The organism is Saccharothrix hoggarensis, assembly GCF_042678885.1.
GTDB lineage: Bacteria > Actinomycetota > Actinomycetes > Mycobacteriales > Pseudonocardiaceae > Actinosynnema > Actinosynnema hoggarensis.
Map to the genome: position 1 here is coordinate 1 of NZ_JBHTLK010000144.1, position 17,677 is coordinate 17,677.

At 71.9% G+C, this 17,677-nt stretch carries 19 protein-coding genes; 12 read left to right on the forward strand and 7 right to left on the reverse strand.

What is annotated here, in order from left to right:
* Together ACFQ3T_RS23845 and ACFQ3T_RS23850 are read right to left on the reverse strand one after the other, a co-directional pair.
* The coding region (locus ACFQ3T_RS23845; protein ID WP_380726031.1) for a YcnI family copper-binding membrane protein at window positions 1-652 on the reverse strand (652 nt) is incomplete at its 3' end.
* A 69-nt stretch (window positions 653-721) separates the two neighbouring features.
* Window positions 722-1,243: a hypothetical protein gene (locus tag ACFQ3T_RS23850; protein WP_380726033.1), complete on the reverse strand. Its 522-nt coding sequence runs from the start codon at window positions 1,241-1,243 to the stop codon at window positions 722-724.
* A 91-nt stretch (window positions 1,244-1,334) separates the two neighbouring features.
* Between ACFQ3T_RS23850 and ACFQ3T_RS23855 the strand changes: the two genes are divergently transcribed.
* Window positions 1,335-3,026, forward strand: coding sequence for a BCCT family transporter (locus ACFQ3T_RS23855; protein WP_380726035.1), 1,692 nt, complete (start codon window positions 1,335-1,337; stop codon window positions 3,024-3,026).
* On the opposite strand, the gene ACFQ3T_RS23860 is transcribed toward ACFQ3T_RS23855, so the two are convergent.
* Complete coding sequence (locus tag ACFQ3T_RS23860; RefSeq protein WP_380726037.1) at window positions 3,007-3,438, reverse strand: DUF6474 family protein; 432 nt, start codon at window positions 3,436-3,438, stop codon at window positions 3,007-3,009. The genes ACFQ3T_RS23855 and ACFQ3T_RS23860 overlap by 20 nt on opposite strands.
* Window positions 3,439-3,572: 134 nt before the next feature.
* On the opposite strand from ACFQ3T_RS23860, the gene ACFQ3T_RS23865 reads away from it, so the two are divergent.
* On the forward strand, window positions 3,573-5,207 hold the full coding sequence (locus ACFQ3T_RS23865) for a TM0106 family RecB-like putative nuclease (RefSeq protein ID WP_380726039.1): 1,635 nt from the start codon (window positions 3,573-3,575) through the stop codon (window positions 5,205-5,207).
* 171 nt (window positions 5,208-5,378) lie between these two features.
* Here the strand turns inward: ACFQ3T_RS23865 and ACFQ3T_RS23870 are convergent, their stop codons facing one another.
* Window positions 5,379-6,131, reverse strand: coding sequence for an SDR family NAD(P)-dependent oxidoreductase (locus ACFQ3T_RS23870; protein WP_380726041.1), 753 nt, complete (start codon window positions 6,129-6,131; stop codon window positions 5,379-5,381).
* Window positions 6,132-6,412: 281 nt separating this feature from the next.
* On the opposite strand from ACFQ3T_RS23870, the gene ACFQ3T_RS23875 reads away from it, so the two are divergent.
* Window positions 6,413-7,711 (forward strand): UDP-glucose dehydrogenase family protein, encoded by a 1,299-nt coding sequence (locus ACFQ3T_RS23875; RefSeq protein ID WP_380726043.1) that lies wholly within the window; start codon window positions 6,413-6,415, stop codon window positions 7,709-7,711.
* Between the two features lie 85 nt (window positions 7,712-7,796).
* Window positions 7,797-9,587 carry a gamma-glutamyltransferase family protein gene (locus ACFQ3T_RS23880; RefSeq protein WP_380726045.1) on the forward strand — a complete coding sequence of 597 codons (1,791 nt, stop codon included), beginning with the start codon at window positions 7,797-7,799 and terminating at the stop codon, window positions 9,585-9,587.
* Window positions 9,588-9,769: 182 nt separating this feature from the next.
* Here ACFQ3T_RS23880 and ACFQ3T_RS23885 read toward each other — a convergent pair whose 3' ends face one another.
* Window positions 9,770-10,069 carry a hypothetical protein gene (locus tag ACFQ3T_RS23885; protein ID WP_380726047.1) on the reverse strand — a complete coding sequence of 100 codons (300 nt, stop codon included), beginning with the start codon at window positions 10,067-10,069 and terminating at the stop codon, window positions 9,770-9,772.
* A gap of 110 nt (window positions 10,070-10,179) precedes the next feature.
* Between ACFQ3T_RS23885 and ACFQ3T_RS23890 the strand changes: the two genes are divergently transcribed.
* The 7 genes from ACFQ3T_RS23890 (at window position 10,180) to ACFQ3T_RS23920 (ending at window position 13,655) form a co-directional block, all read left to right on the forward strand.
* Window positions 10,180-11,037, forward strand: coding sequence for a helix-turn-helix domain-containing protein (locus ACFQ3T_RS23890; RefSeq protein WP_380726049.1), 858 nt, complete (start codon window positions 10,180-10,182; stop codon window positions 11,035-11,037).
* Window positions 11,015-11,191, forward strand: a complete 177-nt coding sequence (locus tag ACFQ3T_RS23895) for a DUF397 domain-containing protein (protein WP_380726051.1) — start codon at window positions 11,015-11,017, stop codon at window positions 11,189-11,191. Before ACFQ3T_RS23890 ends, ACFQ3T_RS23895 begins: the two co-directional genes overlap by 23 nt.
* Before the next feature lie 23 nt (window positions 11,192-11,214).
* Window positions 11,215-11,391 (forward strand): DUF397 domain-containing protein, encoded by a 177-nt coding sequence (locus tag ACFQ3T_RS23900; protein ID WP_380726053.1) that lies wholly within the window; start codon window positions 11,215-11,217, stop codon window positions 11,389-11,391.
* Between the two features lie 45 nt (window positions 11,392-11,436).
* A complete protein-coding gene (locus ACFQ3T_RS23905; protein ID WP_380726055.1) occupies window positions 11,437-11,724 on the forward strand; it encodes a type II toxin-antitoxin system Phd/YefM family antitoxin in 288 nt (95 codons plus the stop codon).
* The gene (locus ACFQ3T_RS23910) at window positions 11,721-12,131 is read left to right on the forward strand and encodes a type II toxin-antitoxin system VapC family toxin (protein WP_380726057.1); all 411 of its coding nucleotides are present in this window, start codon (window positions 11,721-11,723) and stop codon (window positions 12,129-12,131) included. Before ACFQ3T_RS23905 ends, ACFQ3T_RS23910 begins: the two co-directional genes overlap by 4 nt.
* Window positions 12,132-12,196: 65 nt before the next feature.
* On the forward strand, window positions 12,197-13,099 hold the full coding sequence (locus ACFQ3T_RS23915) for a sensor histidine kinase (RefSeq protein WP_380726059.1): 903 nt from the start codon (window positions 12,197-12,199) through the stop codon (window positions 13,097-13,099).
* The gene (locus tag ACFQ3T_RS23920) at window positions 12,996-13,655 is read left to right on the forward strand and encodes a response regulator (RefSeq protein WP_380726061.1); all 660 of its coding nucleotides are present in this window, start codon (window positions 12,996-12,998) and stop codon (window positions 13,653-13,655) included. The genes ACFQ3T_RS23915 and ACFQ3T_RS23920 overlap by 104 nt, the downstream gene beginning before the upstream one ends.
* Window positions 13,656-13,787: 132 nt before the next feature.
* On the opposite strand, the gene ACFQ3T_RS23925 is transcribed toward ACFQ3T_RS23920, so the two are convergent.
* Complete coding sequence (locus ACFQ3T_RS23925) at window positions 13,788-14,162, reverse strand: hypothetical protein (RefSeq protein ID WP_380726062.1); 375 nt, start codon at window positions 14,160-14,162, stop codon at window positions 13,788-13,790.
* Window positions 14,163-14,525: 363 nt separating this feature from the next.
* Here ACFQ3T_RS23925 and ACFQ3T_RS23930 point away from each other — a divergent pair, with 363 nt between their 5' ends.
* Complete coding sequence (locus tag ACFQ3T_RS23930; RefSeq protein WP_380726064.1) at window positions 14,526-15,839, forward strand: alginate O-acetyltransferase AlgX-related protein; 1,314 nt, start codon at window positions 14,526-14,528, stop codon at window positions 15,837-15,839.
* Here ACFQ3T_RS23930 and ACFQ3T_RS23935 read toward each other — a convergent pair.
* Entirely contained in the window at window positions 15,836-17,554 is a 1,719-nt protein-coding gene (locus tag ACFQ3T_RS23935; RefSeq protein WP_380726066.1) for a glycosyltransferase family protein, read from the reverse strand. The genes ACFQ3T_RS23930 and ACFQ3T_RS23935 overlap by 4 nt on opposite strands.
* Window positions 17,555-17,677: the final 123 nt, after the last annotated feature.

Here is a 17,677-nt window from a genome sequence, read left to right on the forward strand (position 1 = left end):
CCGCGCCGCCGAGCCAGCGGGCGGTGTCGTCCGTCGTGGGCGACGCCGCGGCGACGCCGTCACCCGTCGAGGCGACGGCCGTGGCCGTGCCGTGGTCGTCGCCGTCCTTCTTCGCGACGAGGGTCAGCACGGGCGCGGGGCGGTCCGGCTCCTCGGCGCCCTCGGCGGGCGGCGGGGCGTTCCAGTCGACGACCTCACCGCTGTCGTAGGTCTGCTTGGCGGGCAGGACCAGCTTGTCGGTGTTGTCCGGCAGCGGGCCGACGGACAGGTCGAACTCGTTGAACTGCCCCGGCTCGATGCGCGTGCCGGGCTCCGCGGTCCACGTGACGGTGCGGACGGCCTCGGTGACGTCGCGGCCGTGGCTCTTGACCGGCGTGGCGAGCTTCTCCTTGACCGCCTCGACCTTCCAGCCGGGCGTCGGCTTGGTGCTGACCGAGGCCAGCGGGTACTCGGCGGGCAGGGTCAGTTCGAGCTTCACCGTGCCCGCGTCGGGCCGTTCGTTGGGCACGCGCAGCGTGACCTTGGTGTACCCGCCCTGCACGGCGTCCTTGGGCGTGGACGCGGTGACGTGCGCGGACGCCGGGCCGGCCGTGGTGAGCGCGAGGACGGCGGCCGTGGCGAGGACGGCGCCTGCCTTGGCGAGCGTGCGCACGCCAAATTGATTTGTCGACATGAAGTTGTGGCTCCTGAGACCAGAGGTGTCTGTCGGGGACTCGGGTGATCAGGAACCAGGGGGACCGCGACGGCCGTTCACCCGCCGCAACAGCACCGAGACCGGCGTGGTCGCCGCCGGCGCCGGGACCAGCGCCACCGGCGCGCCCACCGGGGCCAACGGCTCCAGCGGCGGGAGCAGCCGGAACACCGCGGTGACCAGCGCGCTCAGCGCGGCGTCCGCGCGGGCCAGCAGCAAGCCGGTGAGCAACGCGGCGACGACGTGCGCCGCGGTCATCGCCGCCGGGCCGAACCCGAGGCCCGGACCGTCCACCCCGTGGTGGCCCAGGTTCAGCAGCGCGTGCTGACCGACCTGGGCGACGCCCAGCGTGGCCAGGGTCGTCCACGGCCGGCGGCCGCGGTCGGCCAGCGCCGTGCCCGCGAACGCGATCAACAACGTCAGCGGCAGGGCGGGCGCGAACTCGGTGACCGCGCCACCCGCCGCGCCGTGCGCCGCGACGCTGAGCGCGGCGGACGTGACGGCCAGCAGCACGGCCCGCGCGAAGCGGGTCGGAGCAGGCCGTGTGGTCACACGCAGAGCGTAGGAGGTCCAGACCCGCCCGTGGCAGCCCCCACCGGGATTCGGGGGTTTCGACTAGGCCGAACGGGGGAACCGAGTGCCCGTGACACCCGCCGACAAACCCGTCGACCAGCCCTTGCCCGGAGACCCCGGCGCGGGCAGTCCCACCGCGGACCGACCCGGCCGCACCGACCGTGCCGTCTTCGGCGTGGCCGCCGTGGTCACGCTCGCGTTCGTCGGCTGGGGCATCCTCGGCACGTCGTCCCTCGCCACGGCGTCCAAGACGGCCCTGACCTGGATCATCGGCAACCTGGGCTGGGCGTTCGTGCTCACCGCGTCCGGGTTCGTGGTGTTCGCCCTGTGGCTCGCGGTGAGCCGCTACGGCCGCATCCCGCTCGGCCGCGACGACGAGGCGCCGGAGTTCCGCACGGTGTCGTGGGTCGCGATGATGTTCAGCGCGGGCATGGGCATCGGGCTGATGTTCTACGGCGTGAACGAGCCGCTGTCCCACTTCGTGCAGCCACCGCCCGGCACCGTCGAGGCCGGCTCCGACCAGGCCGTCCAGACCGCGATGGCCACCACCCTCTTCCACTGGACCCTGCACCCGTGGGCGATCTACGCCGTCGTCGGCCTCGCCATCGCCTACGGCAGCTTCCGCCGCGGCCGCAGCCAGCTGATCAGCGCGGCGTTCGCGCCGCTGCTCGGCGAGCGCCGCGCCCGGGGACCCGCCGGCCGGGCCATCGACGTGCTCGCGATCTTCGCCACGCTGTTCGGCTCGGCCGCGTCCCTCGGCCTCGGCGCGTTGCAGATCGGCAGCGGGCTCGAAGTGGCGGGCTGGCTCGGCGACGTCGGCAACGGGGTCGTCGTCGGCGTCATCGCCGTCCTGACCGCGGCCTTCGTCGCGTCCGCGGTGTCCGGCGTGGCCAGGGGCATCCAGTGGCTGTCCAACACGAACATGGTGCTGGCCCTGGTGCTCGCCGCGTTCGTGTTCGTCGTCGGCCCGACGGTGTTCGTGCTCAACCTCGTGCCCGCCGCGATCGGCGACTACTTCCGCGACCTGGCCGACATGGCCGGCCGCACCGCCGCCTCCGGGGGCGACGCGACCGAGACGTGGCTGTCCGGCTGGACGATCTTCTACTGGGCGTGGTGGATCTCGTGGACGCCGTTCGTCGGCATGTTCATCGCCCGCATCAGCCGCGGCCGCACCATCCGGCAGTTCGTCGCCGGCGTGATCGGCGTGCCCAGCCTCGTGAGCCTCGCCTGGTTCTGCGTGTTCGGCGGCACGGCGATCTTCGTGCAGCGGTCCGGCACGGACCTCGCGGGCACGTCCTCCGCCGAGGGGCAGCTGTTCGGGCTGCTCGACCAATTCCCGCTCGCGCCGGTCGCCGGCGTCGTCGTGATGCTGCTGGTCGCGATCTTCTTCGTGTCCGGCGCGGACGCGGCGTCCGTCGTGATGGGCACGCTCTCGCAGCGCGGCTCGATCCGGCCGGGCAAGGGCGTCGTCGTCTTCTGGGGCGTCCTCACCGGCGTGGTCGCGGCGGTGATGCTGCTGGTCGGCGGCTCCAGCGGGCTGACCGGCCTGCAGAACCTCACGATCATCGCCGCGCTGCCGTTCCTGGTGGTCATGGTCGCGCTGTGCGCGTCCCTCGCCCGCGACCTGCGCAGCGACCCGCTCATCCGCCGCGAGGAGCGCGTCGCCGAGGTGATGGAGGAGGTCACCGCGCGGGCCGACCGGGTCGGCCCGGAGGAGGCGGCCTACCGGGCCGTGGAGCAGCTCACACGCCGAGGCGTTTGAGCAGCTCCGCCTCCAGCCCGTCGAGGTCGGTCGAGACGGCGCGGTGGGCGGCCTTGCGCCGCGGCGTGGGCATGCGCTCCGACGCCCGCACCGCGGCCAGCAGCTGCGCCAACCGCGTCTCCGTGCGCTCGACGTACGCCGGCTCGGTGTCCCTGAGCTGCCCGAGCGCCTCGCTGAACCCGACGATCCGGGCGTGCAGGCTCGCGCCCTTGCCCGAGTACCTGGTCAGCTCGTCCACCGGGATGCCGAGCCGTGACGCCCGGAAGTGGTCGTACCGGTCGCTCACGAGGGCCGCGGCCCGCGCCGCGATCGGCGCCATCACCGGGATCAACGCCGGCGCCAGCACCTTGGCCACGCCGACCAGGTTCTTCGCCCTGCCGGGGGTGAACCCCTTCGCCTTCGCACGCGCCATGACCGCACCTCTGTCCGATGGCCGGCTCCGCCGGCGGTCCCAACCCCAGACCCTAGAGCCGTTCCGGCAAAAGATCGACTCGACTCCGCGAGGTTGCCGGTACGACGACCCACCCGTCGTCATACCCTGCACCGGTGACTTCCCAGGTGCAGCTCGACGCCGGTGTGGTCACTCGTTGCCGGCGGCGGGTGCACCTCGAACACGATCCGACCATGCGCGACGCGCCCACGCTGCCGCCCGACCCCACCGGTCAGCAGCGCAAGGCCGACGCGGTGGAACACCGGCGCGCCGTGGCAACCGCGCTCGGGCGCGTCGTGGGCTCCGACCTGATGGAGATCCCGCACGACGTCCCCTCGGCCGACCGCGAACGCGTCACGCTCGCCGCCATGCAGGCCGGTGTTCCGTTCATCTGGGGCGCCGCCCTGCCCCGCGACCCGCGCGGCGGCCGTCGCGGCGGCATCGACCTCCTCGTCAAGGAGAGCACCGGGTACGTGCCCGTGCTCGTGGTCCGGCACAAGGTCAGCGACCCCGGCCAGGGCGCCCGCACGTCGCCCCTGACGTTGCCGCGGCCCGGCGGCGCGCGCGTCGACCCGCTGCGCAAGGTCCGGCCCCAGCCGCGCGACCAGCTCCGGCTCGCCCACGCCCAGCGGCAGCTCCAGGCGTCCGGGTTCGCCGCGGCCGGCCGCGCCACCGGCGGCGTCATCGGCATGGACGCCGACGTCGTCGTCTGGCACGACCTCGAAGCGCCCACCTGGCCCGGCGGCCGCAACGCCCTCGCCGAGTACGACAGCCGCTTCTCCGACCGGCTCGCCGTGGCGTCCGCCGCCGCCACCGGCGCCGAGCCGCTGGCCCGCCCCTCGCGCATCGTCGAGTGCCGCAGCTGCCCCTGGTGGCCCGTGTGCGAGACCGACCTGAAGGCCGCTCGGGACGTCAGCCTCGTCGTGCGCGGCGAGGACGCCACCGCCCTGCGCAAGGCGGGCGTCACCACCGTGGACGACCTCGCGGGCCTCGACCCGGACCAGCAGGTCGTCCCGCTCGTCGGGATGCTGCACGCCGACGCCGTCATCCTCGCCCGCGCCTGGCTGCGCGACCTGACCGTCGTGCGGCGGGTGTCGCGGATGGACGTGCCCCGCGCCGACGTCGAGGTCGACGTCGACATGGAGAGCTTCGGCGACCTCGGCGCGTACATGTGGGGCTGCTGGCTGTCCGGCAAGGACGTCGGCGAGGAGCACGGCTACCGGGCGTTCGCGACCTGGGAGCCCCTGCCGTGCGCGGACGAGGCGCGGTCGTTCGCCGAGTTCTGGGGCTGGCTCACCGGCGTCCGCCTGCGCGCCCGCGCCCGCGGCCTGTCGTTCAAGGCCTACTGCTACAACGAGCTCGCCGAGAACCGGTGGCTCCTCGGGTCGGCCGAGCGGTTCAAGGGCCAACCCGGCATCCCCACCCTGGGCCAGGTGCGGGAGTTCATCTCGTCCGACTCGTGGGTCGACCTGTTCGGCATCGTGCGCGAGCAGTTCCTGTGCGCCCACGGCAAGGGCCTGAAGACCATCGCCCCCGTCGCCGGGTTCCGCTGGCGCGACCCCGAGGCCGGCGGCGAGAACTCCATGCGCTGGTACCGCGACGCCGTGGGCATGGACGGCCACCCGCCGGACCCCGACCAGCGCCGCCGCCTGCTGGAGTACAACGAGGACGACGTCCGAGCCACCCACACCCTGCGCGCGTGGATGACCTCGGACGCCATGGACGACCTACCGTTCGCCGGCGACCTCTGACTGTGTTGGATTGCGCCGCCTCCGGCGTCGCGGGCTCGACCCCCAAAGCGAGGTCGCGTCGATCGTTCGCGACTCATTTCCCGGCGATCACGCTTTTCGATCGCCGGGAAATCAGCCGCGAGCGGTCGACTCAATGGCGACCGAGCCGCCGCCTGCGGAGCAGCGGCCATGTCACCGCGGCGCCATCCGCAGGGCGCCGTCCATGCGGATGACCTCGCCGTTCAGGTAGTCGTGCTCCACGATCGACACGGCCAGCCGCGCGTACTCCGCCGGCTGCGCCAGCCGCTTCGGGAACGGCACGCCCGCCGCGAGACCGGCCCGGAACTCGTCCGACACGGTCGCCAGCATCGGCGTGTCCACGATCCCCGGCGCGATCGTCATCACCCGCACGCCGACCGACGACAGGTCGCGCGCGGCGGGCAGCGTCATGCCGACCACGGCCGCCTTCGACGCCGCGTACGCCACCTGCCCGATCTGCCCGTCGAACGCTGCGATCGACGCCGTGTTGATCACGACGCCCCGCTGCCCGTGCTCCAGCGGCTCGGTCCGGCCCATCGCCGCCGCCGCCAGCCGCAGCACGTTGAACGTGCCGACCAGGTTGACGTCGATGACCTTGCGGTACAGGTCGAGCGGGTGCGGGCCGGACTTGCCCACCGTCCGCGCCGACGGGCCGATGCCCGCGCAGTTCACCACGATCCGCAGCGGCGAGCCCGAACCGGCGGCCGTGTCGACGGCGGCCTGGACGTCGTCCTCCGAGGTCACGTCCGCCGTCAGGTACGTGACGCCGTCGACCTCCGGGGCGTTCTCCACCGAGAGGTCCAACGCGAACACCGTCGCCCCGCGCTCCGCCAACGCCCGCGCGGCCGCGTTGCCCAGACCGGACGCGCCGCCCGTGACGATGGCCGCGGTACCCGAGATCTCCATACATCCTCCTGTCCTGGGACGAGGAGGTTAACGGTCGTTCAGGCCCCGCCGCTCCGAGAGGTGCAGCAATGCGACCAACGGCACGGCCGCGAGCAGCGCCAGCCCCACGAACAGCAGTGAGATCAGGACGAGTTCCATGCCCAAGACCCTGCCCGTCTCCCGCCGAATCCGCGTCCACCGCGAGAGGTGTTCGCGCGTACACCCAGGGGACTACCCACATCACTCTCCGCATACAACTGGTGTTTGAGCCACGGCAAACTTCGGCTGACACCGTCACCGGCATGTTCGTCCGACGGATCGCGGTCGTGGGAACGGGTTACGTGGGCCTGACGACGGGGGCGTGCCTCGCCTCCCTCGGACACCGGGTCGTGTGCGCCGACGTGGACGCGCTGAAGGTCGCCCGGCTCCGCGCCGGCCAGGTCGACATCCTCGAACCGGGCCTCGCGGAACTGGTCGTCCAAGGCCGGTCCGCCGGTCGGCTGGAGTTCGTCGAAGGCGCGCGGCACGCCGTCGCCGACGCCGAGGTGGTGTTCCTGTGCCTGCCGACGCCCATGGGCGCGGGCGGCGCGGCGGACCTGAGCGCGGTCGAGGCGGTCGCGCGCGAGATCCGCGACGTCCTGCCGTACGGGGCGGTCGTGGTGTGCAAGTCCACCGTGCCGGTCGGCACGTCGGTCAAGGTCGCGGCGCTGCTGGGGCGCGACGACGTCGCCGTCGTCTCCAACCCCGAGTTCCTGCGCGAGGGCAGCGCCGTCCGGGACTTCCTGCACCCCGACCGGATCGTCGTCGGCTCCGACTCGCCGCAGGCCGCCGAACGCGTCGGCGCCCTGTTCAGCAGGCTCGGCGCGCCCACCGTGCTCATGGACGCGGCCAGCGCCGAGATGGTCAAGTACGCGGCCAACTGCTTCCTCGCGATGAAGCTGTCCTACGTCAACGCGGTCGCCGAGCTGTGCGAACTCGTCGGCGCGGACGTCACCTCGGTCACCGAGGGCATGGGCTACGACAAGCGCATCGGCCAGTCGTTCCTCAACCCCGGACCCGGCTGGGGCGGGTCGTGCCTGCCCAAGGACACCCACGCGATGGTGCGCATCGCGGACGCCGTCGGCGTCGACTTCTCGCTGGTCAGGGCCACGATCGAGACGAACGCCCGGCAGCAGCGGCGGGTGGTGGAGAAGGTGCGGCGGGCCGTCGGCACGTTGGTCGGCTCCCGGATCGGGGTGCTCGGGCTGGCGTTCAAGGCGGGGACCAACGACCTGCGTGACTCGCCCGCGCTGGCGGTGGCGGAGCTGCTGGCGTTCGAGGGGGCGGAGCTGGTCGCCTACGACCCGGAGATCACCCGGCCGCTGGTCGGCATGACGGTCGTCGACTCGCCGTACGCGGCGGTGCGCGGTGCGGACGCCGTGGTGCTGCTCACCGAGTGGCCCGAGTTCCGCGCGTTGGACTGGGGGCTGGTCGCCTCCGTGATGTCCGGCTCGACCGTTCTGGACACCCGCAACCACCTCGACCCGGACGCGCTCTCCCGCGCCGGACTGGTCCTGCACGGCCTCGGCCGTGAGCTGCGGGTGCCGGACGAGGCCGTGTGAGAGGGCGTCGCGTTCAGTAGATCTTCAGGATGCGATCTAGTTAGCGGGGGTAACAAAACCGGGTAAGTGGACGTAGGTTGTTGAAATGTTCACCACCCGTCCTGAACTAGTCGGCACGCACGGAATGGTCGCGTCCACGCACTGGCTCGCCTCCAGCGCGGGCATGGCCGTCCTGGAGGACGGCGGCAACGCCTTCGACGCCGCGGTGGCCGTCGGCTTCGTGCTGCAAGTGGTCGAACCGCACCTCAACGGCCCCGGCGGCGAAGTGCCCGTGGTGTTCGCCGCCGTCGGCGAGACCACCCCGCGCGTGCTGTGCGGGCAGGGCGGGGCGCCCGCCGGGGCCACCATTCGGCACTACCGCTCCGAAGGGCTCGACCTCGTGCCCGGCAGCGGACTGCTCGCCGCCACCGTGCCCGGCGCGTGGGACGGCTGGCTCACGCTGCTGCGCGACTACGGCACCAAGACGTTGCGGGACGTCCTGGGGTACGCCATCGGGTACGCCCGCGACGGGTTCCCGCTGCTGGAGCGGACGTCGTTCACCATCTCCGCGGTCGCCGACCTGTTCCGCGAGCACTGGTCGTCGTCGGCGGCGCTGTGGCTGCCCGGCGGCAAGCCGCCCGAGGCGGGCGCGCGGTTCCGCAACCCGAAGCTCGCCGACACGTGGGAGTGGCTGCTCGCGGCGGGCGAGGCGGCCGGGTCCGATCGCGAGGCGCAGATCGAGGCGGCGCGACGGGCGTGGTCGCAGGGGTTCGTCGCGGCGCAGGTGGACGAGTTCTTCCGCATCGCCCACCGCGACGACTCCGGGGTGGACCACGCCGGTGTGCTGACCGGTGAGGACATGGCGTCGTGGGAGGCGACCTACGAGGACGCGGTGAGCGTCGACTTCGGGTCGTGGACCGTCGTGAAGCCCGGCGCGTGGACCCAGGGGCCCGTGCTGCTGCAGCAGTTGTTGCTGCTGGAGGGCTTCGCCGATCGTTTGTCCTATGTGGACGGGGTGCCGACGGCGGAGACCGTGCACCTGGCGGTGGAGTGCGCCAAGCTGGCGTTCGCCGATCGCGAGGCCTGGTACGGGGACAGCGGTGACGTGCCGCTCGACGTCCTCCTTTCGAGGGAGTACGCGGCGGGGCGCCGGCAACTCGTTGCCGATCATGCTTCGCTGGAACTGCGGCCGGGTTCACCCCGGGGCGTGGATCCGCGGCTCCCGGGGCACGTTTTGCGCGGCCCGGATGTTGCAAGCCAAAAGGACAGCGGCGGCGCGCTCGGCGAGCCGACCGTGTCGAGCACCGGTGCGGTCAAGGGAGACACGGTCCACGTCGACGTGGTCGACCGGTGGGGGAACATCGTCTCCGCCACCCCGTCCGGCGGCTGGTTGCAGTCGTCGCCGACCATCCCGTCGCTCGGGTTCTGCCTGGGCAGCCGGGCGCAGATGTTCTGGCTTGACGAGGGCCTGCCGAACTCCCTGGCCCCCGGCAGGCGCCCGCGGATCACCCTGTCCCCGACCCTCGCGCTGCGCGACGGCCTGCCCGCGATGGCCTTCGGCACCCCCGGCGGCGACCAGCAGGACCAGTGGCAGCTCGGCTTCTGGCTCGCGCACACCGTCGGCGGGATGAACCTGCAGGAAGCCATCGACTCGCCCATGTGGCACACCAACGCCTTCCCGAGTTCCTTCTACCCCCGCTCGTGGACGCCGGGCGAGGTCGTCGTGGAGTCCCGCTTCCGGGACATGGACGCCCTCCGCGACCGCGGCCACAGCGTCGTGGACGCGGGCCCGTGGAGCCTGGGCCGGATGTCCGCCGTCGCAAGGGATTCCCGCGACGGCCTCCTGCGAGCCGCCGCCAACCCGCGCGGCGCCCAGGGCTACGCCGTGGGCCGCTGACGCACGGCGGTCCTCGTGGTGGTGATGGTGGTTGTGGCGGAGCGGCCCGGCCCGAGGGGGGAGGGGGCCGGGCCGCTCCGGCTCAGGGGGTGGACGTCAGGCCCGCGTGGTCGAAGCGCTCGCGGTGGCCTTGACGACGCCCTCGGGCGGAAACCTTCGCCATTGGCGGTGCCAGTTCAAGGTCACTGACCCGAACGAGTGGAGTAGTTCACCCGTTCCAGCGGAGTCCCGTTCCAGTGGAGTCCCACCGTGCAGACCCGCGTCGAACCGCGCCACACCGCGACCGAGTAGACCCCGCCCGGCGCCCCGGCCCGCGCGAGGAACTCCTTCGCGCACCCCCGCGTGTACCGGTCCTTCCACTGGGCCCCGCGCTCGATGTACCAACCGTGGTCGTCAACGGTTTCCACGTGCTCGCACACGAGCGAGCCGTTGTCCTGCCGCCGGAAGTACTCGATCCGGTGCAGGTAGGCCGTGTCCGTCATGGAGCCACGGTCCTCAGCGGAAGCCCTGGTTGGGATTCTCACCCGCTGCTTCCGCCGCCGTAGCGTTGCGCAGTCGGATGATCACCGGCGGATCAACGGAGGTGGTGCGGTTGACCAGGAACGAGCCGACTCACCGGATGCGCAGGCTGGGTGAAGTGCTGCGGGAACTGCGCCGGCGGGCCGGGCTCTCGCAGCAGGAGGCCGCCGACCGGCTCAACTACGACCACCGAAAGATCAGCCGCATCGAGAAGGGCCAGAAGCCGGACTACCACGGCATGCGCGCCATGCTCGACACCTACGGCGTGCCGTTCTCCCAGTGGGAGCCGTACATGGAGATGTACGCGCGGGCGCTGGAGAAGGGCTGGTGGACCAAGTACGACCTGGAAGACCAGGGCTATATCAGCCTCGAACACGACGCCTCCAAGGTCTCCGACTTCCAGGTCACCTACATCCCCGGCCTCCTCCAGACCCCTGAATACCTGCGAGCGGGCTTCGCCAGGGCGAGGGTGCAGCGGTCGCGGAAGTGGATCGACAACCAGGTCGAGGTGCGCATGCTCAGGCAGGAGCGCTTGACCGCCAACGAACCTCTCCGCTTCCACACGATCATGCTTGAGAGCGCTCTCGCGCAGGCCTCCGAGGCGCAACTGCGGCACATCGACAAGCGCGCCCGCCTCGACAACGTCACCGTTCAGGTGCTCACCCATGCGGCCGGGCCGAACGACGGTCAGATGGGACCGTTCACCGTCCTCGACTTCCCGGCGAAAGCCGACCGTTCGGTGCTGTACGTCGAGCATGCCGCCGGTGCCCAGCACATCGAGGACCCGTCGAAGGTCAAGGTCGCTAGGCTGACCTTCACCCACCTCTCGAAGTTGGCGTTATCTCCGGACGAGTCCGCCGATTGGCTTGGGAGGTTGGCAGCTGAGCGATCGGGAACGAGGTGTCACCGTGTGGCGGAAGAGCAGCCGTAGCAACACTGGTGGGAACGGCAACTGTGTCGAGGTCTCGCTGGCGGGCCGTTCGGCGCGGGTGCGGGACTCGAAGAACCCGGCCGGGCCGACGGTGGCGCTGCCGGACTGGCAGGGGTTCCTGGACGCGGTCAAGCGCGGGACGTTCGGCCGCTGAGCGATAGAGATCGAGGTGTCACCGTGTGGCGCAAGAGCAGCCGTAGCAACAACGGTGGGAACGGCAACTGTGTCGAGGTCTCGTTGACGGGCCGTTCGGCGCGGGTGCGGGACTCGAAGAACCCCGCCGGGCCGACGGTGGCGCTGCCGGACTGGCAGGGGTTCCTTGACGCGGTCAAGCGCGGCCAGTTCACGGTCTGACCAGGCGGTAGTGTGCTGTAGAACTATTTGTTCTACAGTTGGTCCGTGGGCGAGTCGTCAACCATCGGGGTCCGTGAGTTGAACCAGCGCACCAGCGCCGTTCTCAGGCGGGTGCGTGCCGGCGAGCGCATCACGGTCACCGAACACGGTGAGCCGGTCGCCTACCTGGTTCCCGTCCAGCCGAACACCGATGTGCTCGACCGGCTCGTGGCGGCCGGCCAGGCGATCGCGCCCACCCGCACCGGTCCGCTCGCCCTGCCGCCTGACTGGGGAGACGCGGACGTGGATGTGGCGGCCGAACTCGTCGCGGCGCGCGACGAGGAGCGTTGGTGATCTACCTCGACACGTCCGCGTTGGTGAAGCTCACGCGTCGCGAACCAGGCACGACCGAGCTGCTCGACTGGCTCAACGCGGACGACCGACTCGGTGTGCGGCGGGTGTCCTCCGTGCTCGCGGAGGTCGAGTTGGCCCGCGCTTTGCGGCGTTCCTCGCCGAAAGCCCTGGCGAACGTGCCGGTCGTCCTGTCCGACCTGTACCTGGTGGAGATCACGCCCGTGGTGCGCCGGACGGCCGCCTCGTACGACGACCCGCTGCTGCGATCGCTGGACGCGATCCACCTTGCCACTGCCCAGGTCCTGACCGGCGGGCTCGACGCGTTCGTCACCTACGACAAGCGCCTGTCGGAGGCTGCGGCGGGGGTGGGGTTGACCGTGGCGGCGCCGGGCTCGTACGACGGCTGACGTACGGGCGTGAGCCGCCTCCGAGGTGACGCTGACCCGCGCCGACCTCCCGTACCGTCATCCGCATGGCGTGGTTGGCGTGGGTCTGGTTCGCGGCGACGTTCGCGCCGCTGATCTGGCGCAAGCGCTTCCCCGTGGCGGTCATCGCGGTCACGGGGGTGTCCACGTGGCTCTACTACGTCACCGGCCACTGGGGTCCGCTCATCGCCGCGCCCGCCATCGCCGTCCTCTCCCTGCGCCGCACCAGGGTCGCCGAACAGCGGAGCCGCCAGGTGGAAGAAGAACGGCTGCGGATCGCGCGGGAGGTCCACGACGTCGTCGCGCACAGCCTCGCCATGATCAACGTGCAGGCCGGGGTGGCCGCGCACGTCGCCGACCGCCGGCCCGACGAGGCGGTGAAGGCGCTCAAGGCGATCAAAGAGGCGAGCGGGCACGCCTTGGACGACCTGCGGGCCACCCTCGGCGTGCTCCGCACCGGGGAGGGGACGACGCCCGTCCCCAGCCTCGACCGGCTCGACGACCTGGTGAAACCGGTCGCCAAGGCCAGGGTCGTCGGCTCGCCGGGCGACCTCCCCGCCGCCGTGGACGCCGCCGCGTACCGGGTGGTGCAGGAGGCGTTGACCAACGCCATGCGGTACGCCCCGGACGCGTCGGAGATCGTCATCTCGTTCGAGCACACCGACGACGCGCTGGTCCTCACCATCGCCGACGACGGCGCGGGCGGGGACGGGCGGACGTCGCAGGGCGTGGGCAGCGGCATCCGGGGCATGCGGGAACGGGTCGAAGCGCTCGGCGGCACGCTGGACGCGGGACCATCGGCCCGCGGCTTCGCCGTCCGGGCAGTCCTACCGTGGGAGGTTCGTGGTGATCAGGGTGGTGCTGGCCGACGACCAGGCGTTGGTGCGCGCGGGTTTCCGCCTGCTGCTCGACACGGAGGACGGGTTCGAGGTCGTCGGCGAGGCCGGTGACGGGGCGGAGGCCGTGCGGCAGGCCCACGAGCACCGCCCGGACGTCGTCGTGATGGACATCCGGATGCCCGGCACGGACGGCCTGGCCGCCACCCGGCGGATCTGCGCCGAGCTGCCGGACGTGAAGGTCCTCGTCCTCACCACCTTCAACGTGGACGAGTACGTCTTCGAGGCGTTGCGCAGCGGCGCGTCCGGCTTCCTGCTGAAGGACACGGACCCGGTGGAGCTGCTGCACGCCCTCACCGTCGTCGCGGAAGGTGACGCCCTCCTCGCACCGAGTGTCACCCGAAAGTTGATCGAGGAGTTCGCGAACCGACCGGAGCACCGCCGTCCGGACCCGAAGGCGCTGCGCGAGCTCACCGCGCGGGAGCGGGAGATCCTGGCGCTCGTCGCCGCCGGCATGTCGAACGAGGAGATCGCCGACCACCTGGTGATCAGCCCGGCGACATCGCGGACGCACGTCAGCCGGGTCATGACCAAACTGGGTGCGCGGGACCGCGCGCAACTCGTGGTGCTGGCCTACGAATCAGGATTGGTGTCGCCCCGGCGAGGGTGAATATTCATAGTTGGAGCCCTCGCATTGACCCCCGCGAAAGGCTCGTCGAAAAGACTTCGGAATCACGGACAGTGACGGAAACGACGACACCCGCCGCATTGTGTGTGCGGCGGGTGACGTGGGTGGAAGGGGTCAGGCGATAGCGCCGGGCGGCAGCTTCAGCTTGAACGGCAGCGTCGTCACGACCGCGAGGTCGGAGGCCGTCTGCTTCATCAGCGTCGGCGCGTTGCGCGATCCGGGCTCCGGCAGGTCGAGCAGCCGGTCCACGGCCTCGACCAGCGGTCCCTCGTAAATCCAGACGGCCTGGGCGGCCCGCTGGCTGTCCCGAACGGCCGGCAGCCTGCCCGCGCGGGCCTCGGTCTCGGACCAGAACAGGATCGAGTCGATGTAGCCTCTGCGCTGCTTGAACGCCATGATGCGGTCGAGCTGTCCGTCCTCGTCCCGGAGGTGGAGGAACTGGAACCCGCTTTCGCGCAGCTCGATGACCTTGCTCAGTGCGAGATCCATGACGCACCTACCTCTGTTCTGAGGTCCCCTAGCAGGTACCGGTCGTACGACCCGAAATGATCGTACGGCAAGCGGACAATCCGCCATAGGGACTAGGCCGGCGGGGCGGTCTCAATACGGGAACCATCGCTATCGGATTTCGATACGGATCGCAGGACCCGAACGGTTCGCACTAAAAACGCCAGTGCGCCCAAAGTGACGAGGCTCACAGTGGGCCACATCGAGTTCCTCCGCTGCGTCGGGTGTTCGCTCACCCGATGAGACGTCCGCCATGAGTGCCGGGTTGCACGGGGAACGTGTCGTGAATCCCCACCTTCCGGTGAACACAGACGGGCGAGGCCTCCGCCGGCTACCCTCCTTGCTGTGGGTGTCGACGACGAGTTCAACGGCCGGTCCCGGACGCCGTCGCCGCTTCCGGCAGTGCACGAATCGCAGTTGCCGCGCGAGCACTCCCTCTTCCGCCCGCGGCACTCCCGGCGCCAGCGCACCGCGCTCACCGCGGCCGTCGTCTTCTTCTGCACGCCGCTGGTCCTGCTGGGGGTCGGCGTCCGGCCGGCCGAGTTCGAGAACCGCAAGCTCGCCGAGTTCCCGTCGATCTCCTCCGGCTTCGGCTTCTTCACCGGCCTCGACGCGTGGGCGGCCGACCACACGCCGCTGCGCGACAAGGCGGTCGCGGTGGCCAACGGCGTCAGCCGCGGCGTGTTCGGCGAGTCGCCCCAGGCGCCGAGGTCGAAGCAGCAGGACGTCGGCGGCCCGATCCCGGTGCCGCCGAAGGACCCGTCGGCCGACCGGCCCGACCCCACGGCGTACGTGCGCGCGATCGAGGGCAAGGACGACTGGCTGTACCTCGGCTTCGACGTCGAGGCGGGGTGCGAACCGAACCTGCCGCTGCCCGAGATGTTCGGGCGCCTCGTCCGGCTGCGGCAGGGCGTCGAGGCGTCCGGTCGCAAGTTCGTGCTGGTCGTCGCGCCGAACAAGTCCACGGTGGTGCCGGAGCACATGCCCGCCCGGTACTTCGGCAAGACGTGCTTCGAGCAGGCGCGGACCGAGTTCTGGAACCAGGTCGGCCCGCTGACCGGCGCGGTGGACCTCCGACCGGGGTTGGCGGAGGCGGCCCGTGAAGCCGGGCGGCCCGTCTACAGCAAGCACGACTCGCACTGGACGCACGAGGGTGGTGTCGTCATGGCCCGCGCCATCGCCGACGCCGTGCAGCCCGGCCTGTCGGACGACTGGGAGGTCGAGCACGGCGGCAAGGTGCAGCTCCCCGCCGACCTGTCGAAGCTGCTCGGCCGCACCGACTCCGTCGAACTCGACGCGTACCGGATCAAGCCGGACGGCGAGTCGGTCCGCAGCAAGCCGGTGAAGGGCGACCCCGCCGCGGCGCAGCAGGTCACCCAGGACCTGGTGCCCGGCATGTCGAACGCCAGGGTCGGGCTCCTCGGGGACTCGTTCAGCTTCTACGTGGCGCAGTACCTCGTCGCGGGCTTCAGCGACATCACCCTCCAGCACAGCGACGCGGTGAACTCCGAGCCGTTGCAGGTCGCGCAGATGCTGGCCCGGCAGGACGTCGTCGTGCTGGAGGTCGCGGAGCGCAACCTGGTCGGCGGGATCAACCCGCTGCTCAACCCGTCGGTGATCGACCTGATCGCCGCGGAACTGGCCAAGCACCCGCGCTAGCGGGACAGCGCGCGCTCCCACACCGGGCCGGGGTCCAGGTCGAGCGGGCGGACCGGCGGGTCGGGCCGCTGCCTGCGCAGCAGCACCTGCTGCACCAACGCCGTCGGCACGTCCTCGGCGACGATCCGCCGCCAGAACACGTGGTCCTCCAACCCCTCCAGCGCCGGGTCCTCGGTCCACCCGCCCAGGCGGTCGACGACGTCGCGGCGCACCAGGTAGCCGGAGCCCAGGTACGGCAGCCGGCGCAACCTGCGCTCCTCCGGCGGCAGCGCGCCGACGAGCCCGTCGCGCGGGTCGCCGACCGGGCAGTGCGCGACGTCCACGTCGGCCGCGACCAGGCGTTCCACCAGCCGCCGCGACGCGCGCATGCCCGCGTCCACCACCAGCAGCAGGTCGGCTTCCGACCGCGCCAGCAACCCGTTGCGCGCCACGCCGCGGCCGAGCGGCATCTCGTGCTCCAGCACGACGTCCGCGTGGGTCCGCGTCGGCAGCGGGGTGCCGTCGAAGCAGACCAGCACCCGGTCCGGCCGCACCGTGCCGCCGAGCAGGTCGAACACCAGCGCGTCCGGGTCCGGCTCGCCCGGCCGGTGCACCACGAGGACGTCCACCCCGGACCGCGACGACGTGCCGGCCAGGTGGTCGTGCCAGGCCCGGCCGGACGCGCGCTGGGCGTACGTGGTGCGCTCCACGGCCAGCCGCATGGCGGTCGTCTCGGGCACGGTCACCTCGCGGCGCGCCGCCTCCTCGCCCGCGAACCTCGGGTCCCACGACGGCGTGTCCACCGCCAGCGGCGTCTCCCGGTGCTCGGCCTGCGGCGTCGGCAGCGCGGGCAGCGGCGCCGGGTGCGGCGGTCCGGCGAGGACGTTCGACGCGAGCTCCACCAGCGTTCTGGCCGATCCGAGCAGGTCGAGCTCGTGGCGCACGAAGTCGTAGCCCGCCAGGCGCAGGTCGCGCTCCAGCGACGGCTGCGCCACCACCCCGGCGGCCACGGCGCCCAGGGACTGCGGCCGCGCCACCACGAGGTGCTTGCCCGGCACCAGCGGCTCGACGTCCGTCGACGGCTCGGTCACCACCACGCAGCCGTTGGTCAGCGCCTCCAGCACGCGCACCCACTCCAGCGCCTTCGACTGCTCGCGGTGCAGGTTGATCAGCACCCGCGAGTCGGCCAGGTGCCGGAACTTCGCCTCACCGGGCAGGAAGTCGACGCGCGCGCCCACCATCGGCTCGTGCGGCGGCGTCAGCAACCGGACCCGCAGGTCGGCGAGGTCCGCCGAGTACGAGTCCAGCAGCAGGGACCGGCGGCGCTCCGCCGTGCCCAGGTACGTGACGTCGACGCCGCGCTCGGCGTCCGGGTCGCCGGCCCAGCGGTCCCACAGCGGCGTGTAGCCCAGCTGGAAGTGCTCCACGGCGACGCCGCGGCGGCGCAGCTCCTCGGTCGAGTCGACGTTGATGTCGACCGCGCCCGCCAGCGAGCCGATCAGGCCCGCCGTGCGCTCGAACGTCATCGTGCCGGGGTGCTCCACGCAGAACGCGATGGTCCGCCGGCGCAGCTCGTCCGCCGGCCGGTCCGCCACCGGCGTGACGTAGAAGTACTCGTGCGGCACGACGACGTACACCGTGTCGGCCTCGGGTTCGGGGAACCGCCCGACGGCCGTGCGCGCCCGCCCGCCCGCGCGCCGCACCGCGTCGGCGACGACCTCGAACAGCTCCTCCATGAACGCCGACCCGCCGGCGGCGGACACCAGGCACAGATCAGGCGCGGTCACCGGCGGCGGCCTCGGCGGCGCACGGCGCGCAGCGGCGCGGTCACCCGCCAGCTCACGGTCGCCTTGGTGGCG